Below are 16,167 nucleotides of genomic sequence, written 5' to 3'. Positions count from 1 at the left end.
CCTGAGCTGCGCCGATGCACTTCGTGATCATGCGCAGGTTCGCGCAAGTGTGCCCTGGCCTGGCCGAATACTCTCCGTGATCATGCACACATTCGCCCGCGCCCTTGACCACCTGCACAAACAAGCTTCGTGATCATGCACGCGGTCGGCGCACGATCGTCATATCGCCGCCCGATAAGGCCAAGGTCGACCCACGTGCATGATCACGAAAGACATCGGCGCAGGTCAATCCGCATGACCACGAAAGTGTGCATGATCACGGAGCGCATCAGCGCAGCTCGGACCCATTGATCACGAACCTGCGCATGATCACGCCCGGAGAGGGGGCTGGTCAGCGGCCCCTTCTCCGAAGGTGTGCATGATCACGCGCGGGTTGTGGCGGTCGCGCGGGAAAGGTCAGGGGTGGAGCTGGGCGATGATCTCGACTTCTACGGGGGCGTCGAGGGGGAGGACGGCGACGCCGACGGCGCTACGGGCGTGCTTTCCCGCATCCCCGAAGACCTCTCCCAGGAACTCGCTCACGCCGTTGACGACCTGCGGCTGGCCGGTGAAGTCCGGCGCGCTGGCGACGAACCCGACGACCTTCACAATCCTGGCGATCTTGGAGAGATCTCCGACGACCGATTTCAGGGCCGCCAGGGCGTTGAGCCCGCAGATACGGGCCTGCTCCTTCGCCTCGTCGGCCGAGACCTCGGCCCCCACCTTGCCGGTGACGGCGAGCTTCCCGTCGACCAGCGGCAGCTGGCCCGAGGTGTACACGTAGTCGCCCGTCCGCACGGCGGGCACATAGGCGGCCAGCGGGGGCACGACCTCGGGCAACACGAGCCCGAGGTCGGCGATCCGCTCTTCCGGCGTCGCCATCACTTGGGCCGCTTCATGTAGGCGACGAGCTGCTCGGGGTTGGGCCCCGGGACGATCGAGACGAGCTCCCAGCCGTCTTCTCCCCAGTTGTCCAGGATCTGCTTCGTCGCATGCGTCAGCAGCGGCACCGTGACGTACTCCCACTTGGTCATGTGCACAGGCTATCGATGCCGCCGCCCCCGCCGCTCTCGCCTGCGCCGTTCCATGGGGCACATGAGGCGCCACCCGAATCGCCCCGGCCGTCCGGACCAAGTATTGCCAAATCGACGTGCAAGCCATCCTGCGCGGTTCACCACGAAGTCGGGCGAGATGAATCGGCATATGACCGTTGGGTAGCCTTCCAAGCGTGGGCGAGTGGAGCAGGCCGGCCGACCGGCACAGCTGTGGCGGGGCCCGCGCATCGACCCCGTCAGGCAGGCCGGAGGAGGCGACGTGAGACAGCCAGCCGGCAGAAAGAGCACAGCCCGTGACTCCGACTGGGAAGGCGTGCGACTGCACGTCGTGACCGGGAAGGGCGGCACCGGCAAGACCACGGTGGCCGCGGCGCTCGCCCTCGCACTGGCCTCGGGCAACCGCAAGGTGTTGCTCGTCGAGGTCGAGGGGCGGCAGGGCATCGCCCAGGTCTTCGACCTTCCGCCGCTGCCGTACGAGGAGCGGAAGATCGCTGTGGCGCCCGGAGGCGGCGACGTCTACGCGCTGGCGATCGATCCGGAAGAGGCCATGCTCGACTACCTCGAGATGTTCTACGGCATCAAGCGCATGGGCAAGGCGCTCACCCGGATGGGCATGATCGACTTTGCCACGACCATCGCGCCCGGCCTGCGCGACGTCCTGGTCACGGGCAAGACCAGCGAGGCCGTACGGCGGCGCGACAAGTCCGGGCGGAGGGTCTATGACGCGATCGTCATGGACGCTCCCCCGACCGGCAGGATCGCCCGCTTCCTCAACGTCACCCAGGAGGTCGCCGGGCTGGCCCGGGTCGGCCCGGTCAAGAACCACGCCGACATGGTCCGCAGCGTCCTCGCCTCGCCCGAGACGGCCGTGCACTTCGTAACGCTCCTGGAGGAGATGCCCGTCCAGGAGACGCTCGACGGCATCACCGAGTTGCGTACGGCCAAGCTCCCTGTCGGGGGCGTCTTCATCAACATGGTCCGGCCGACGACCCTGCCGGACACCGTCCTCGACGCCGCCGCGGCGGACCGGTTCGACCTCTCGGAGCTCGCGCTCGGGCTGAAGGCGGCCGGGCTCGCGGACGGCAAGGCCGACGCGTCCCTGATCGCCGAGGCCCTCGCCCTGGAGGTCTCGGAGCATGCCCGCCGTACGGAGCTGGAAAGGCGCGAGCGCGGCACCCTGGACACCGCCGGCGCCCCTCGGTACGACCTGCCGCTGCTGGCCGACGGCGTGGACCTCACCGGCCTCTACGAGCTCGCCGAGGCCATCAACGAGCAGGGCGCGGCATGACGGCCGCATACTCGACCGACCGTACAGAAGAGGTTGATCTGTGAGCAGGACCGCCCCCGCGCTGGACATCGACGCGATCCTGGACGACGACGCCACGCGGATCATCGTGTGCTGCGGCTCGGGGGGCGTCGGGAAGACCACGACGGCGGCGGCGCTCGGGCTGCGGGCGGCGGAGCGCGGGCGGGCGGTCGTGGTGCTCACCGTCGACCCCGCCAGGCGACTGGCCCAGTCCATGGGCCTCACCGAGCTCGACAACACCCCCCGCCGGATCACCGGCAACGGGAGCGCGGCCGACCGGGTCGACGCGGCGAACGGCGGCGAACTGCACGCGATGATGCTCGACATGAAGCGGACCTTCGACGAGATCATCGAGGCCCACGCCGACCCCCAGCGAGCTCAGCAGATCCTGACCAACCCGTTCTACCAGTCGTTGTCGTCGAGCTTCTCCGGCACGCAGGAGTACATGGCCATGGAGAAACTGGGCCAGCTCCGCCGTTCGGGCGACTGGGACCTGATCGTGGTCGACACCCCGCCGTCGCGGTCCGCCCTCGACTTCCTGGACGCGCCGGAACGGCTCGGGCGGTTCCTCGACGGACGGCTGATCCGCATCCTCACGGCCCCGGCCAAAGCCGGAGGGCGAAGCGCGTTCAAGCTGCTCAACGCAGGATTCGGCATCATCGCGGGCATGCTCACGAAGGTGCTCGGAGCGCAGGTGCTGAAGGACATCCAGACCTTCGTGTCGGCCCTCGACGCGGTCTTCGGCGGGTTCCGGCAGCGAGCCGAGCAGACCTACCGGCTCCTGCAGGCGCCGGGCACCGCCTTCCTCGTCGTCGCCGCGCCGGAGCGCGACGCCATGCGCGAGGCCTCCTACTTCGTCGAACGGCTGGCCGACGACCGCATGCCCCTGGCCGGTGTGGTGGTCAACCGGGTGCACCAGGCATCGGCTTCCACGCTGTCCTCCGCCCGGAGTTACGCCGCCGCCGAGGATCTGGAGACGCGCGGCGAGCACGACCTGACGGTGGCCGTGTTGCGGCTGCATGCCGATCGCATGCAACTCGCCGCGCGTGAGCAGCGGGAGCAGGAACACTTCACCTCGGCGCACCCCACGGTGCCGCTCGCCCAGGTGCCCGCCATGCCGGAAGACGTCCACGATCTGGCGGGACTGCGCCAGATCGGACGGCTTCTCGCGTCGTAGCGTCGTAGCGTCGTGTCGCGTCGTCTCGACGCGCACGCGGTGGTCTTCTCGTCGCGGCCACCATGCCACGCGGTGACGGCGTGGCATCGGTGATGGATGGAGGGGGAGACGCGGAGAGCGCCTGCCACGAAACCCGAACAGCCGGGGTACCGGCCGTGAGATCAGACTGACCCGACATGGTGACTCGGGCCCGAGATTCCGCAAGGGTGTGCGGTGGTGCCCAGCCGGTCGGGGTTCAGCCGGCGATCAACTCGTTGGTGCGTTCGTACTCTTCCTTGGCTGATTCGAGCAGATCGCGCCAGGAGTCGACGTCGGGCCGTCGCCTCAGCAGCGCTCTACGTTCCCGCTCGGTCATTCCGCCCCACACCCCGAACTCGATGCGATTGTCCAGCGCATCGGCGAGGCACTCGGTACGAACGGGGCATCCTCGACAGATCAGCTTCGCCCGGTTCTGTGCGGCGCCTTGCACGAAAAGCGCGTCAGGATCCGCACCTCGACAGGCGGCACGGGAGGTCCAATCCGTGATCCACATGTTCGACCCCACTCCCCTTAGGTGGTCAGTCGTCATTTCGGCCGACGGGCGCGGGCGTCGAGCCTCCTTGTTGCAGTTGCCGCAGAGGAGAACGTACGCAAGGAGGCGATCGGACCGACAGTCCCCGGGGGGACCAATTTCTCGCATGGTCATGTCAGGCCATGTGGCCGGGAATGACTAGTCCTCCTCGCGAACCTGTAATGCAAGCTGGTGCAATTGGTGCCGATCGAGTGACCTTTGCCACGTACTCTTGGATCCGTGCAAGCTAAGGGCAAAGGCCGGCCGTCGGCGTTCTGGAACCTTCTGCGGCTGATCGCTGCGGCCGGCGTGGCCGGTCTGATAGCGGCGGCCATCGCCCTGCCGGCCGTGGGCGGTGCGGGTGTCACCGTGAAGACGGCGACCGAGGCGCTGCGGCTTGCCCCGGAGGACCTGCCCGAACCTCCGCTGCCCGAGAAGACGACGTTCCTCGACGCCAACGGCAAGCAGTTCGCCCAGTTCTACTGGCAGAACCGCGTATCCGTCTCCCTCAACCAGATCGCGCCGATCATGCAGAAGGCGATCGTGGCGATCGAGGACTTCCGGTTCTACGAGCATGGCGCGCTCGACCTCGAAGGCACGAGCCGCGCGCTGGTCAAGAACCTCACCACGGGCGGAGTGACCCAGGGCGGTTCGTCCATCACCCAGCAGTACGTCAAGCAGGTCCTCTACAACGCGGCCGACTCCGACGCGGACAAGGCCGCCGCCGTCGCCCCCACCTTCTCGCGGAAGCTCAACGAGATCCGCTTCGCGATGGCCATCGAGCGGAAGTACTCCAAGGACGAGATCCTCAACCGGTATCTCAACATCGCCTACTACGGCGCGAGCGCGTACGGCATCGAGGCCGCGTCTCAGCGGTTCTTCGGCAAGCACGCCTCCCAGCTCAACCTCACCGAGGCGGCCACGCTGGCGGGAGCCGTACAGAACCCGAACGCGACCGACCCGAACCGGGGCAAGGCGTCCAGCGAGAAGCTTCTCGAGCGACGTAACACGGTGCTGGACCGGATGGCCGAGTTGAAGCTCATCACGCCGGACGACGCGGCGAAGTCCAAGGTGAAGAAACTCGGCTTCAAGGACGTGGCGATCCCGGGCGGGTGCGAGGAGAGCACCTACCCGTACTTCTGCCTCTACGTCAGCAACGAGATCAGGAACAACCCGCAGTTCGGGAAGACGCCCAAGGCCCGTGAGGACTTCCTCAACCGCGGCGGCCTGACCATCAAGACCACGCTCACCCCGAAGATGCAGAAGGCCGCCGACAAGGCGATCAAGAAGTACGTCCACTCCTCGGACAAGCCGGTGGCGTCCGAGGCGCTCATCCAGCCCGGCACGGGCGCGATCCGGGCGATGGCGTCCAGTCGCAAGTTCGGGCGGAACAAGAAGAAGAACGAGATCTCCTACAACATCGTGGCGAACTCCGACCACGGTGGCGGAACCGGATTCCAGGCCGGGTCGACGTTCAAGGTGTTCACGCTGGTCACCGCCCTCAAGGAGGGCCTCAAGTTCAACGACGGCTTCAAGGTCGGCGGCACGTTCGAGGCCAACGCCTACTCCGACTTCAAGAACTGCAAGGGCCAGAGCGTCGGGGCCCCGGGCGTTGCGCAGCACAACTCCGAGGGCGGCGAGGGCGGGTTCGAATCCCTCCAGACCGGCACCTGGGGATCGGTGAACACCTTCTTCATGACGCTGGAGAAGAAGGTCGGCCTCTGCAACGTGGTCAAGACCGCCAAGGACATGGGGATCACCCGCTCCGACGGTACGAAGCTCCGCGAGGTCCAGACCTTCACCCTCGGTGCCAACGAGATGGACCCGGTCACGGTCGCCTCCGCGTACGCCACGCTCGGGGCGCGCGGGAAGTACTGCAAGCCCATGGCGATCACCGCCGTCATCGACCGGAACGGCAAGACGACGTCCTTCAAGCCGTCGTGCAAGCGGGTCATCGAGCCGGCGATCGCCGACGCGACGAGTGACATCCTCAGCGGTGTGTTCACCAAGGGCACGATGTCCGGAGTGGGCGGCATCCCCGGCAGGGACGCGGCCGGCAAGACCGGAACGGGCGACCAGTCACGGACCGTCTGGTTCGCCGGATACACCCCGGACCTGTCCGGCGCGGTCAGCCTCGGCGACCCTCGCGGCCCGGTCAAGTACCCGCTGAGCGGCGAGACCATGAACGGCCATCAGTACGGCTCGGTGTTCGGCGCGACGATCCCCGGCCCGATCTGGAAGGCCACCATGATCGCGGCGCTGAAGGGCACCGACCCGACGTCATTCGTCCGGCCCGACATGTCGAGGTTCGGCGGTTGTAGGAGCGCCTGCGCTCCCAAGCCGCCGAAGAAGGAGGGCAAGCCCGGGGACCCCAAGGGTCCCGGGGGGCCCGGAGACCCCGGTACCGGCGGCCCGGGCCATGGCGGTGTGACTCCCCCGATCGTCCCGCCCGCCCAGTGACGATGTGAAAAGCCCTCCCCGCCAGTGGCGGGGAGGGCTTTGTTCCGCCTGGCCTGAGGGGGACGGGTTCCCTTCCCTGTGGGCCGGCGGCCTCAGTCGCTGAGGCGGGCACGTACGGCCTGGGCGACGCGGCCGCCCTCGGCCCGGCCGGCGACCTTGGGATTGAGGACCTTCATGACCTGCCCCATCGCCTTGGGGCCGGCCGCGCCGCTCTCCGCGATCGCCTCGTCGACCAGTGCGCCGAGCTCCTCGTCGGACAGCTGGGCGGGAAGGTATTCGTCGAGGATGGCCTGCTCGTCCAGCTCCGCCTGCGCCTGCTCGGCACGGCCGGCGTTGGCGAAGGCCTCGGAGGCCTCCCTGCGCTTCTTCGCCTCGCGGGTGAGGACCTTGACGATCTCGTCGTCCGAGAGCTCCCGCGCCGTCTTGCCCGCGACCTCCTCGACGCCGATGGCGGCCAGCGCCATCCGGATCGTCCGGAGCCGTACCTCGTCGCGAGCCTTCAGCGAGGTCGTGAGATCGGCCTTCAACTTGTCCTTCAACGCACTCATGGATCCATCTTGCCGTGTCAGCGGCCCGCTTCTCGCCAGGTTATGTCTGAGGGGGGACAGCGGTCGGGCATGATGGGCTGTGTGAGGAAAGCCACCGCGATTCCCTTGTCCATCCTCGGTCTCGGTGTGGCCGGTCTCGGCTACGCGTCCGTCGTGGAGCGGAACTGGTTCCGCCTTCGACGGTTCGACGTGCCCGTGCTCGCTCCCGGGCAGCGCCCGATCAGGATTCTCCAGATCTCTGATCTTCACCTCACCCCTGGGCGCTCCAGGCTCATCAACTGGGTGCGCTCGCTGGCCTCCCTGGAGCCCGATCTGGTGGTCAACACGGGTGACACGCTGGCTCACCCCGACTCGATCGGGCCGTACATGCGGGCCGTGGAGCCGCTGCTGGACAGGCCCGGCCTGTTCGTCTACGGATCCAACGACCTTTACGCTCCGAGGCCGAAGAACCCGGCCCGCTACCTGTGGCGTACGTCCAAGAACGACTCGCGGCAGCACATCCCGAACCTCCCTTGGGAGGAACTGGGGGCCGCCATGACCACGGCGGGCTGGGTGGACATGAACAACGCCACCGCCCGGTTGAAGGTCGCGGACCTGGACGTCCACGTGGGCGGAATCCACGACTCGCACATCGACAGGGACCGGTACGACGAGATCGCCGGGCAGGCGCCCGCCGACGCCGATCTCCGTCTGGGCGTCATGCACTCTCCCGAGCCCCGGAACATGTCCCGTTTCGCGGCGGACGGGTATCAGTTGCTACTCGCGGGCCACACACACGGCGGCCAGTTGTGCATCCCGTTCTACGGCGCCCTCGTGACCAACTGCGGGATCGACCGGGCACGTGTGAAGGGGCTGAGCAGGCACGAAAGCTCCTGGCTGCACGTGTCGGCGGGTCTCGGGACCTCGCCGTACGCCCCGGTCAGGTTCGCCTGCCCGCCCGAGGCCACATTGTTGACCTTGGTGCCCCGCCGACCGGCACGCTGACGCACAAGCACGCACAAAGTCCGCTAGACTTGCCGAGTCGCAGGGCAAGACGACCTGCGCGTCGGGGTGTAGCGCAGCTTGGTAGCGCGCTTCGTTCGGGACGAAGAGGCCGCAGGTTCAAATCCTGTCACCCCGACCAAGAAGTACCAGCCGAGAGGCCGGTTCCGATCTTCGGAACCGGCCTTTTGCATCTCTTGGGTGACTGACTGAGTGGCTACGGCGTCGGAGGTTACGAATCTTGCGGCTGCCGCCACTCCCAGTGGAACCACTCCCGGGGCAAGATCTCGCGCACGGCGTGGGTCTCGGTGCCGGCACGAGCCGTTTCACCATCGGGACAAACGGCCGCCCTTACTCTGACCGAAGGCCTCCAGCTATAGGCTCGCCTCAACGTGGCCTTTGAGCTGCGGTGGAGGACATACGCCCCGTGGATGGACCTGGTTCGCCCCGCCCGGCCGTACGCGCCGGGCCGCTTCGGGCTGCCCTGCGCCGGACCGGTGGTCACCATTCCCGTCTTATCGGACGCGGTTGTCCATGGACCGCCTAAATCTCAACAAACAGGTCATACGGCCATATATCGCGGCAATAGCGTCGGAACTGTGGTTTAGAGGATTTGGAGCATCATGAGCAAGGCGGCTCGGCAGTCGGCCCGTGAGCGGGTCCGCGAAGAGCGAATCCGGCAGGCCCAGCAGGAGAAGCGCCGGCGGATCATCGTGATCACGTCCATCGCGGTGGTCGTGATCGCCGCCATCGTGGCCGGCGTCCTCGTACAGGCGAACAGGACGAAGCCGACGTCCTTCTCGGGCGCGATCGCTCCGATCACGGTCCAGGAGGCCGGCACGGTCACCATGGCCCAGCCCGCGGCGACCAAGCCCGTGCTGGACATCTACGAGGACTTCCAGTGCCCGATCTGCAAGGAGTTCGAGCACATCAACGGCGGCCTGATCAAGCAGTACGCCGCCGAAGGCAAGATCAAGGTGGTCTACCACCCGATCGCCTTCGTCAACCCGCAGGGCTCCCTTCGGGCGGCAGCGGCGGCGCAGTGCGTGCCGAACAACTCCTGGTTGGCCTTCCATGACGTCCTGTTCGCCAAGCAGCCCGACGAGAAGGTCGCCCTGACGATCGACGACCTCAAGAAGTTCGCCGCGGACGCGAAGATCACCGACCCGGCTGTGCTGTCCTGCATGGAGTCCCAGCGCTACGCCGGCCAGGTCCAGCAGTTGACGCAGACGGCACTGGCGTCGATCCAGGGCACTCCCACGCTTCTGCTCGACGGCAAGAAGGTCGACGACAACGACGCGCTGACCTCCTCCGGCCTTCGCGACGTCCTCCAGCAGGCGACCAAGTAGCCGGGCGGTGGGGTCCCGCCGCGCCGTGCCGTACGGCTCGGCACGTGCCCTCACGGAGACGGGACCCCACCGTACACGACCACACGGCAGCACCCAGACGACACGCCAACACGACATGTTGGGTGTGACTTTCTCCAGACCCCTATATATGGTGTCCCCTGCAGCTGGTTCGGCCGCCCGTCCAGGGCCGGCCGAGGCAAGAGGGAATCCGGTGCGGACGTGCTCGCGTGCCCGGCGCGCGAGCTTCGCCAATTCCGGAACTGCCCCGCAGCGGTGATTGGGAACGACCGTTGTCACATGCACTGGATCCATCCGGCCCGGGCCGGGGACGGTCCGGGAAGCGACAGCCAGTAGGAAACGCGGCGTCCGCCGTGCCGCCCATGAGTCCGAAGACCTGCCAGCGCGCCGCGCACGACCACATGTGCGCGGCTGGTCCGAGGCCGCGCGGGACGGCTGACGGCTCCGGCGCACGCCTCGGGGCGTATGCGCCGGTATGCCACCCTGCGCGCCGATCGGGCCACCGATCAGAGGGTCGCGAGGGGAGAGCTGTGACGGTCATAGAGGGTGTTTCATCAGGGGTTGCCGGCACCGAGACGCCGCACCGGGTTCAGATGCGGGTGCGCAAGCGCAACGGTTCCACCGAGCCGGTCGACGTCAACAAGATCGTCCGAGCGGTCGAGCACTGGGCCGGGGACCTGAACGACGTCGACCCGTTGCGGGTGGCGACGAAGACGATCAGTGGGTTGTACGACGGCGCGACCACCGACGAGCTGGACCGGCTGTCGATCCAGACCGCCGCCGAGATGATCGGTGAGGAGCCGCAGTACTCCCGGCTGGCCGCCCGGCTGCTGTCGGGATACATCGAGAAGGAAGTGCGCGGCCAGGGCGTCGCCTCCTTCAGCCAGGCGATCCGGATCGGCCACGCGGAAGGGCTCATCGGAGACGCGACCGCCGAGTTCGTCGCGGCCAACGCCCGCAAACTCGACGACGCCGTCGATCCCCGGGGGGACCTGCGGTTCGAGTACTTCGGCCTGCGGACGGTGTACGACCGCTACCTGCTGCGGCACCCGGTCACCCGGCTGGTGGTGGAGACCCCGCAACACTGGCTGCTCCGGGTGGCCTGCGGGTTGTCCCACAATCCCGCGGAGGCGATCGAGCTCTACCGGCTGATGTCGTCGCTGGCCTATCTGCCCAGCTCGCCGACCCTGTTCAACTCCGGGACGCGGCACAGCCAGATGTCCTCGTGCTACCTCGTCGACTCGCCGCGCGACGAACTCGGCTCGATCTACGAGCGGTACGCGCAGGTCGCGCACCTGTCGAAGTTCGCCGGCGGGATCGGCATCTCCTGGTCGAGGGTGCGCTCCCGAGGCGCGCTGATCCGCGGCACCAACGGCCAGTCCAACGGCATCGTCCCCTTCCTGCGCACGCTCGACTCGTCGGTCGCGGCGGTCAACCAGGGTGGCCGGCGCAAGGGTGCCGCCTGCGTCTACCTGGAGCCGTGGCACCCGGACATCGAGGAGTTCCTCGAACTGCGGGACAACACGGGCGAGGACGCCCGGCGCACGCACAACCTCAACCTGGCCAACTGGGTCCCCGACGAGTTCATGCGCCGGGTCGAGGCCGACGGGATCTGGTCGCTGTTCGACCCCGACGAGGTCCCCGAACTGCCCGACCTGTGGGGTGCGGAGTTCGACGCGGTCTACCGCGCGGCCGAGGAGCAGGGCCGCCACGTCCGCCAGGTCAAGGCCCGCGACCTGTACGGCAAGATGATGCGCACGCTGGCCCAGACCGGCAACGGGTGGATGACCTTCAAGGACGCGTCGAACCGGCTGTGCAACCAGACCGCGGAACCGGGCGACGTGGTCCACCTGTCCAACCTGTGCACGGAGATCATCGAGGTGTCCAGCGACACCGAGACGGCCGTGTGCAACCTCGGCTCGATCAACCTGGCCGCGCACATGGCCGGCGGCGGGATGGACTGGGAACGGCTGCGTGCCACGGTGGGCACCGCCGTGACGTTCCTCGACCGCGTGATCGACATCAACTACTACCCGAGCGAGCAGGCGGCGGCGAGCAACCCCCGCTGGCGCCCGGTCGGACTCGGCGTCATGGGCCTGCAGGACGTCTTCTTCGCGCTGCGCCTGCCGTTCGACTCGCCCGCCGCGAAGGAGTTGTCGACGCGCGTCGCGGAGGAGATCTACCTGACCGCGCTCGAGACCTCGGCCGATCTGGCCGAGCGGTACGGCGCCCACCCGGCGTACGACCGCACCCGGGTTTCCCGGGGCGACCTGCAGCCCGACCTGTGGGGCGTGACCGTGACGCAGACCGAACGCTGGGGGGCGCTGCGGAAGCGGATCGCCGCCCACGGAGTGCGCAACTCCCTGCTGATCGCGATCGCCCCGACCGCCACCATCGCCTCGATCGCCGGGTGCTACGAGTGCATCGAGCCGCAGGTGTCCAACCTGTTCAAGCGCGAGACGCTCAGCGGCGAGTTCCTCCAGATCAACACCGCGCTCGTGGGCGAGCTCAAGGCCCGCGGCCTGTGGACCCAGGAGATCAGGGACGCGATCAAGCGGGCGGAGGGCTCGGTGCAGGGCATCGAGGCGCTCCCCGCCGAGCTGCGCGAGCTGTTCCGCACGGCATGGGAGCTGCCCCAGCGGGCGCTGATCGACCTGGCCGCCGCGCGGGCGCCGTACATCGACCAGAGCCAGTCGCTCAACCTGTTCATGAGCGCGCCGAACATCGGCAAGCTCAGCTCGATGTACCTCCACGCGTGGAAGTCGGGTCTGAAGACGACCTACTACCTGCGCTCGCGTCCCGCGACCCGGATCCAGCAGGCCACGGTGGCCGTGGCCAGGCCGGCGGTTCCCGTGGAGGACGCCGTCGCCTGCTCCCTGGAGAACCCCGAGTCCTGCGAGGCCTGCCAGTGACCGCCGCCGATCCCAAGGAGGGCCCGATGTTGCTCGACCCCGGCATGGACCTGACGTTGCGGCCCATGCGCTACCCGCACTTCTTCGAGCGCTTCCGCGACGCGATCAAGAACACCTGGACGGTCGAAGAGGTCGACCTGCACTCCGACCTCAAGGACCTCGCCCGGCTGTCACCGGCGGAACGGCATCTGATCAGCCGGTTGGTCGCCTTCTTCGCCACCGGCGACACGATCGTGGCCAACAACCTGGTGCTCAACCTCTACCAGCACGTCAACTCGCCGGAGGGGCGGCTCTACCTGTCGCGCCAGCTGTTCGAGGAGGCGGTGCACGTCCAGTTCTATCTGAACCTGCTGGACACCTACGTGCCCGACGAGCGGGAGCGGTTCGCGGCCTTCGACGCGATCGAGAACATCCCCTCCATCCGGCGCAAGGCCGAGTTCTGCTTCCGCTGGATCGACTCGGTCTTCAACCTGCGCGAGCTGCGGACGCGTGACGACAGGCGGGCCTTCCTGCTCAACCTGATCTGCTTCGCGGCCTGCATCGAGGGCTTGTTCTTCTACGGCGCCTTCGCCTACGTGTACTTCCTGCGGTCACGCGGGCTGCTCAACGGCCTCGCCTCGGGCACCAACTGGGTGTTCCGCGACGAGTCGATGCACATGGCCTTCGCCTTCGACGTGGTCGAGACCGTACGGCGTGAGGAGCCGGACCTGTTCGACGACGACATGCGGCGCCAGGTGAGCGAGATGCTCGCCGAGGCGGTCGACTGCGAGGTCCAGTTCGCCGAGGACCTGCTCGCGCAGGGCGTGTCCGGGCTGTCGCTGACGGACATGCGCACCTACCTGGAGCACGTGGCCGACCGGCGGCTCGCGCAGCTCGACATCCCGCCGTTGTACGGGTCGAAGAACCCCTTCGCCTTCATGGAGCTCCAGGACGTCCAGGAGTTGTCGAACTTCTTCGAGCGGCGGGTCTCGGCCTACCAGGTCGGGGTGACCGGCACGGTCAGCTTCGACGACGATTTCTGAGGGCTCGCCGTCACGCGTCGGCCGGGGGCGGCGTGGCCACGTCCCCGGCCAGCAACTCCGCGAGGTGGTACGCCTTCGCGGAGGCGAGCTGGTCGAGCTGGGTGCGGCAGGAGAAACCGTCGGCGAGCAGGACCGTGTCCTCGCCCGCCTGCCGTACGGCCGGCAGCAGCCGGGTCTCCGCGACCGCGACCGACATCTCGTAGTGACCCCGGACGACGCCGAAGTCGCCCGCCAGGCCGCAACAACCGCCGACCGACGTGACCGAGGCGCCGGCCCGGGCGAGCAGGTCCCTGTCGGCGTCCCAGCCCATCACCGCATGGTGGTGGCAGTGCGGCTGGGCCAGCACCTCGACACCGCCGAGGTCGGGCGGCGTCCAGACGGGCAGGCCGTTCAGGAACTCCGCGAGGGTCCTGACCGAGCCGGCGACGAGCCGGGCGGCACGGTCGTCGGCGCCGAGCAGTTCCACCGCGTCCGAACGCAGCGTGGCGGTGCACGACGGCTCGAGGCCGACGATCGGGGTGCCCGCCTCCGCGTGCCGGGCCAGTGCGTCGACCGTACGGCGGAGCCTGCGCCGGGCCGTGCCGAGTTGTCCCGTGGAGATCCAGGTCAGCCCACAGCACAGGGAGGCGCGGGGGATGGTCACGGTCAGGCCGGCGCGGTTCAGCACCCGGACGGCGGCCCGCGCGATCTCGGGCGAGAAGTGGTCGGTGAAGGTGTCCACCCAGAGCACCACCGCCGGGCCCGTGCCGTCCCCGTGGTGTTCCTGCCGGTCGAGGGACCGGTGGAAGGACCGCTCGGCGAACGCGGGCAGCGCCCGCCGACGGTCGATCCCGCCCAGTCGTTTGGCGAGCGCGGCGGTGGGCCGTGCGCCGAGCACCGCGTTGACCGCCCGCGGGGCCTGCCCGGCCAGGCGGGCCCAGCGTGGAAGCCACCCGAGCGTGTAGTGGGCGGCGGGACGGGGCCGGCGGCGGTAGGCCTGGTGGAGCACCTCGGCCTTGTAGGTGGCCATGTCGACACCCGTGGGGCAGTCCGACCTGCATCCCTTGCAGGACAGGCACAGGTCGAGCACCTCGCGCACCTCGGGTGCCCGCAGCCCTCCCGGCAACGAGCCGTTCACGGCCTCTTGAAGCACGCGTGCGCGGCCTCGCGTCGAGTCCTTCTCGTCACGGGTGGCCTGGTAGGACGGGCACATGACACCCCCGGGCGTCGCGGACACGCATCTCCCGACCCCGGTGCACCGGTGTACGGCGGCGGTGAGGTCCCCGTGGTCGTCGGGATAGCGGAACGCCGTCCCCGGTGTGACCGGAGGCGGCGGCACCAGCCGCAGGCGGGCGTCGAACGCGGCCGGCCGTACGATCACGCCGGGATTGAGCACGTCGCCGGGATCGAACACGGCCTTGGCGGCGGCGAAGGCGGACAGGGCCTCCGGGGAGTACATCAGCGGCAGCAACTCGCCCCGTGCCCGGCCGTCGCCGTGCTCGCCGGACATCGATCCTCCGTGCGAGGCGACCAGGCGCGCGGCGTCGAGCAGGAACTCGCGGAAGACCCGCACACCCTCCGCACGGCCGAAGGGGAAGTCGATGCGCACGTGCAGGCAGCCGTCTCCGAAGTGGCCGTACGGCATGCCGGTCAGCCCGTAGCCGGTCATGAGCGCCTCGAACGCGCGCAGATAGGCGCCGAGGCGCTCAGGCGGGACGGCTGAGTCCTCCCAGCCGGCGTGCGCGGGCGCCCCCGAGGGAGAGCGCGCCGACAGCCCGGCGCCGTCTTCCCTGATCCGCCAGACGGCGGCCACCAGGGCCGGGTCGGTGATCAGCAGGCTGTCGCCCGCCGCGGCGTCCGCCACCAGCGCGGCCGCCCGCGAGTGGAGCTCACCCGCGGATCCGCCGCCCAGCTCCACCAGGAGCCAGCCGCCCCCCGCCGGAAGCGGCGGCACCCTGCCGGGACCGCGCCGGGTGCGCACCGCGTCGACGATTCGGGCGTCGATGCCCTCGATGGCCACGGGCAGGTGGGGCAGCAGAGCGGGCACGGCGTCCGCCGCCGTCGCCATGTCGGGGTAGCCGAGCACGACGAGCACGGTGTGCGCGGGCGCCTCGACCAGGGAGACCTCGGCTTCGAGCAGCAAACCCCAGGTGCCCTCGGTGCCGACCATGGCCTTGGCCACGTCGAAACCGTGCTCGGGGAGCAGGTGCTCCAGCGAGTATCCGGAGATCTGACGGCGGAACCGTCCCAGTTCGGTGCGGATCATCGCGAGGTTCTCCCGGACCACCCCCTGGAGCGCGGTGAGGGTGGGTGACCCGCCCGTGCCGCGCCCGGCGGTCAGCCGCTCACCGCCTCCGGTGAGCACGTCGAGCGCCACGACGTTGTCCGCCGTCCGGCCGTACGCGAGCGCCCGCGAGCCGCACGCGTTGTTGCCGATCATGCCCCCGATCGTGCACCTGTCGTGCGTCGAGGGATCGGGCCCGAAGCGCAGTCCGTACGGCGCGGCCCGGCTCTGCAGCGTGTCGAGCACGACGCCGGGCTCGACGACCGCGGTCCTCGTCTCCGGATCGACCGACTTCACCCGCCTCATGTGGCGGGCGAAGTCGAGGACCAGCCCGGGCCCGACGGCGTTCCCCGCGATGGACGTCCCGGCGCCGCGCGAGGTCAGCGGCACACCCTCGGCTGCACAGGTCGCCAGGGCGGCGGCGACCTCCTCCGCGTCGCGCGGGAAGGCCACCACCGCCGGAGGCACCCGGTAGAGCGAGGCGTCGGAGGAGTACTCCGCGCGGCGTCTCGACGTGGCGTCGACGTCGCGCACACCGGCCCGGCGC

At 68.9% G+C, this 16,167-nt stretch carries 12 protein-coding genes, 1 tRNA gene and 1 riboswitch; of the genes, 8 read left to right on the top strand and 5 right to left on the bottom strand.

What is annotated here, in order from left to right:
- Positions 1-396: 396 nt before the first annotated feature.
- Together Psi02_RS09455 and sp36 are read right to left on the bottom strand one after the other, a co-directional pair.
- The gene (locus Psi02_RS09455; RefSeq protein WP_203954728.1) at positions 397-861 is read right to left on the bottom strand and encodes a RidA family protein; all 465 of its coding nucleotides are present in this window, start codon (positions 859-861) and stop codon (positions 397-399) included.
- A complete protein-coding gene (gene sp36 / locus Psi02_RS09450) occupies positions 861-1,013 on the bottom strand; it encodes a Sp36 family protein (RefSeq protein WP_203881737.1) in 153 nt (50 codons plus the stop codon). Before sp36 ends, Psi02_RS09455 begins: the two co-directional genes overlap by 1 nt.
- 280 nt (positions 1,014-1,293) lie before the next feature.
- Between sp36 and bagA the strand changes: the two genes are divergently transcribed.
- Complete coding sequence (gene bagA / locus Psi02_RS09445) at positions 1,294-2,322, top strand: ATPase BagA (protein WP_239094752.1); 1,029 nt, start codon at positions 1,294-1,296, stop codon at positions 2,320-2,322.
- A gap of 40 nt (positions 2,323-2,362) precedes the next feature.
- Entirely contained in the window at positions 2,363-3,517 is a 1,155-nt protein-coding gene (gene bagB / locus Psi02_RS09440) for an ATPase BagB (RefSeq protein ID WP_203973081.1), read from the top strand.
- Positions 3,518-3,752: 235 nt separating this feature from the next.
- On the opposite strand, the gene Psi02_RS09435 is transcribed toward bagB, so the two are convergent.
- The gene (locus Psi02_RS09435; RefSeq protein WP_036326687.1) at positions 3,753-4,049 is read right to left on the bottom strand and encodes a WhiB family transcriptional regulator; all 297 of its coding nucleotides are present in this window, start codon (positions 4,047-4,049) and stop codon (positions 3,753-3,755) included.
- A gap of 258 nt (positions 4,050-4,307) precedes the next feature.
- Here Psi02_RS09435 and Psi02_RS09430 point away from each other — a divergent pair, with 258 nt between their 5' ends.
- A complete protein-coding gene (locus tag Psi02_RS09430; RefSeq protein ID WP_203973080.1) occupies positions 4,308-6,527 on the top strand; it encodes a transglycosylase domain-containing protein in 2,220 nt (739 codons plus the stop codon).
- 92 nt (positions 6,528-6,619) lie between these two features.
- Here Psi02_RS09430 and Psi02_RS09425 read toward each other — a convergent pair whose 3' ends face one another.
- Positions 6,620-7,075, bottom strand: coding sequence for a GatB/YqeY domain-containing protein (locus tag Psi02_RS09425; protein WP_203973079.1), 456 nt, complete (start codon positions 7,073-7,075; stop codon positions 6,620-6,622).
- A 72-nt stretch (positions 7,076-7,147) separates the two neighbouring features.
- Here Psi02_RS09425 and Psi02_RS09420 point away from each other — a divergent pair, with 72 nt between their 5' ends.
- From Psi02_RS09420 to Psi02_RS09400, 5 genes are all read left to right on the top strand, one after another.
- Positions 7,148-8,059, top strand: a complete 912-nt coding sequence (locus tag Psi02_RS09420; RefSeq protein ID WP_239094771.1) for a metallophosphoesterase — start codon at positions 7,148-7,150, stop codon at positions 8,057-8,059.
- Between the two features lie 62 nt (positions 8,060-8,121).
- Positions 8,122-8,198: transfer RNA gene (locus Psi02_RS09415), tRNA-Pro, on the top strand.
- A gap of 481 nt (positions 8,199-8,679) precedes the next feature.
- Positions 8,680-9,405, top strand: coding sequence for a DsbA family protein (locus Psi02_RS09410; protein ID WP_203973077.1), 726 nt, complete (start codon positions 8,680-8,682; stop codon positions 9,403-9,405).
- 148 nt (positions 9,406-9,553) lie between these two features.
- A riboswitch (cobalamin riboswitch) is annotated at positions 9,554-9,821 on the top strand.
- 132 nt (positions 9,822-9,953) lie between these two features.
- The gene (locus tag Psi02_RS09405; RefSeq protein WP_239094751.1) at positions 9,954-12,335 is read left to right on the top strand and encodes a ribonucleoside-diphosphate reductase subunit alpha; all 2,382 of its coding nucleotides are present in this window, start codon (positions 9,954-9,956) and stop codon (positions 12,333-12,335) included.
- 26 nt (positions 12,336-12,361) lie between these two features.
- Positions 12,362-13,357 carry a ribonucleotide-diphosphate reductase subunit beta gene (locus tag Psi02_RS09400; protein ID WP_203973076.1) on the top strand — a complete coding sequence of 332 codons (996 nt, stop codon included), beginning with the start codon at positions 12,362-12,364 and terminating at the stop codon, positions 13,355-13,357.
- A 10-nt stretch (positions 13,358-13,367) separates the two neighbouring features.
- On the opposite strand, the gene Psi02_RS09395 is transcribed toward Psi02_RS09400, so the two are convergent.
- Entirely contained in the window at positions 13,368-16,154 is a 2,787-nt protein-coding gene (locus tag Psi02_RS09395) for an FAD-binding and (Fe-S)-binding domain-containing protein (RefSeq protein WP_239094750.1), read from the bottom strand.
- Between the last annotated feature and the right edge of the window lie 13 nt (positions 16,155-16,167).

Origin of the sequence: Planotetraspora silvatica, from assembly GCF_016863315.1 — a bacterium.
Lineage (GTDB): Bacteria > Actinomycetota > Actinomycetes > Streptosporangiales > Streptosporangiaceae > Planotetraspora > Planotetraspora silvatica.
The sequence above is the reverse complement of the archived record's forward strand: the minus strand, read 5'-3'. Positions and strand labels throughout refer to the sequence as shown.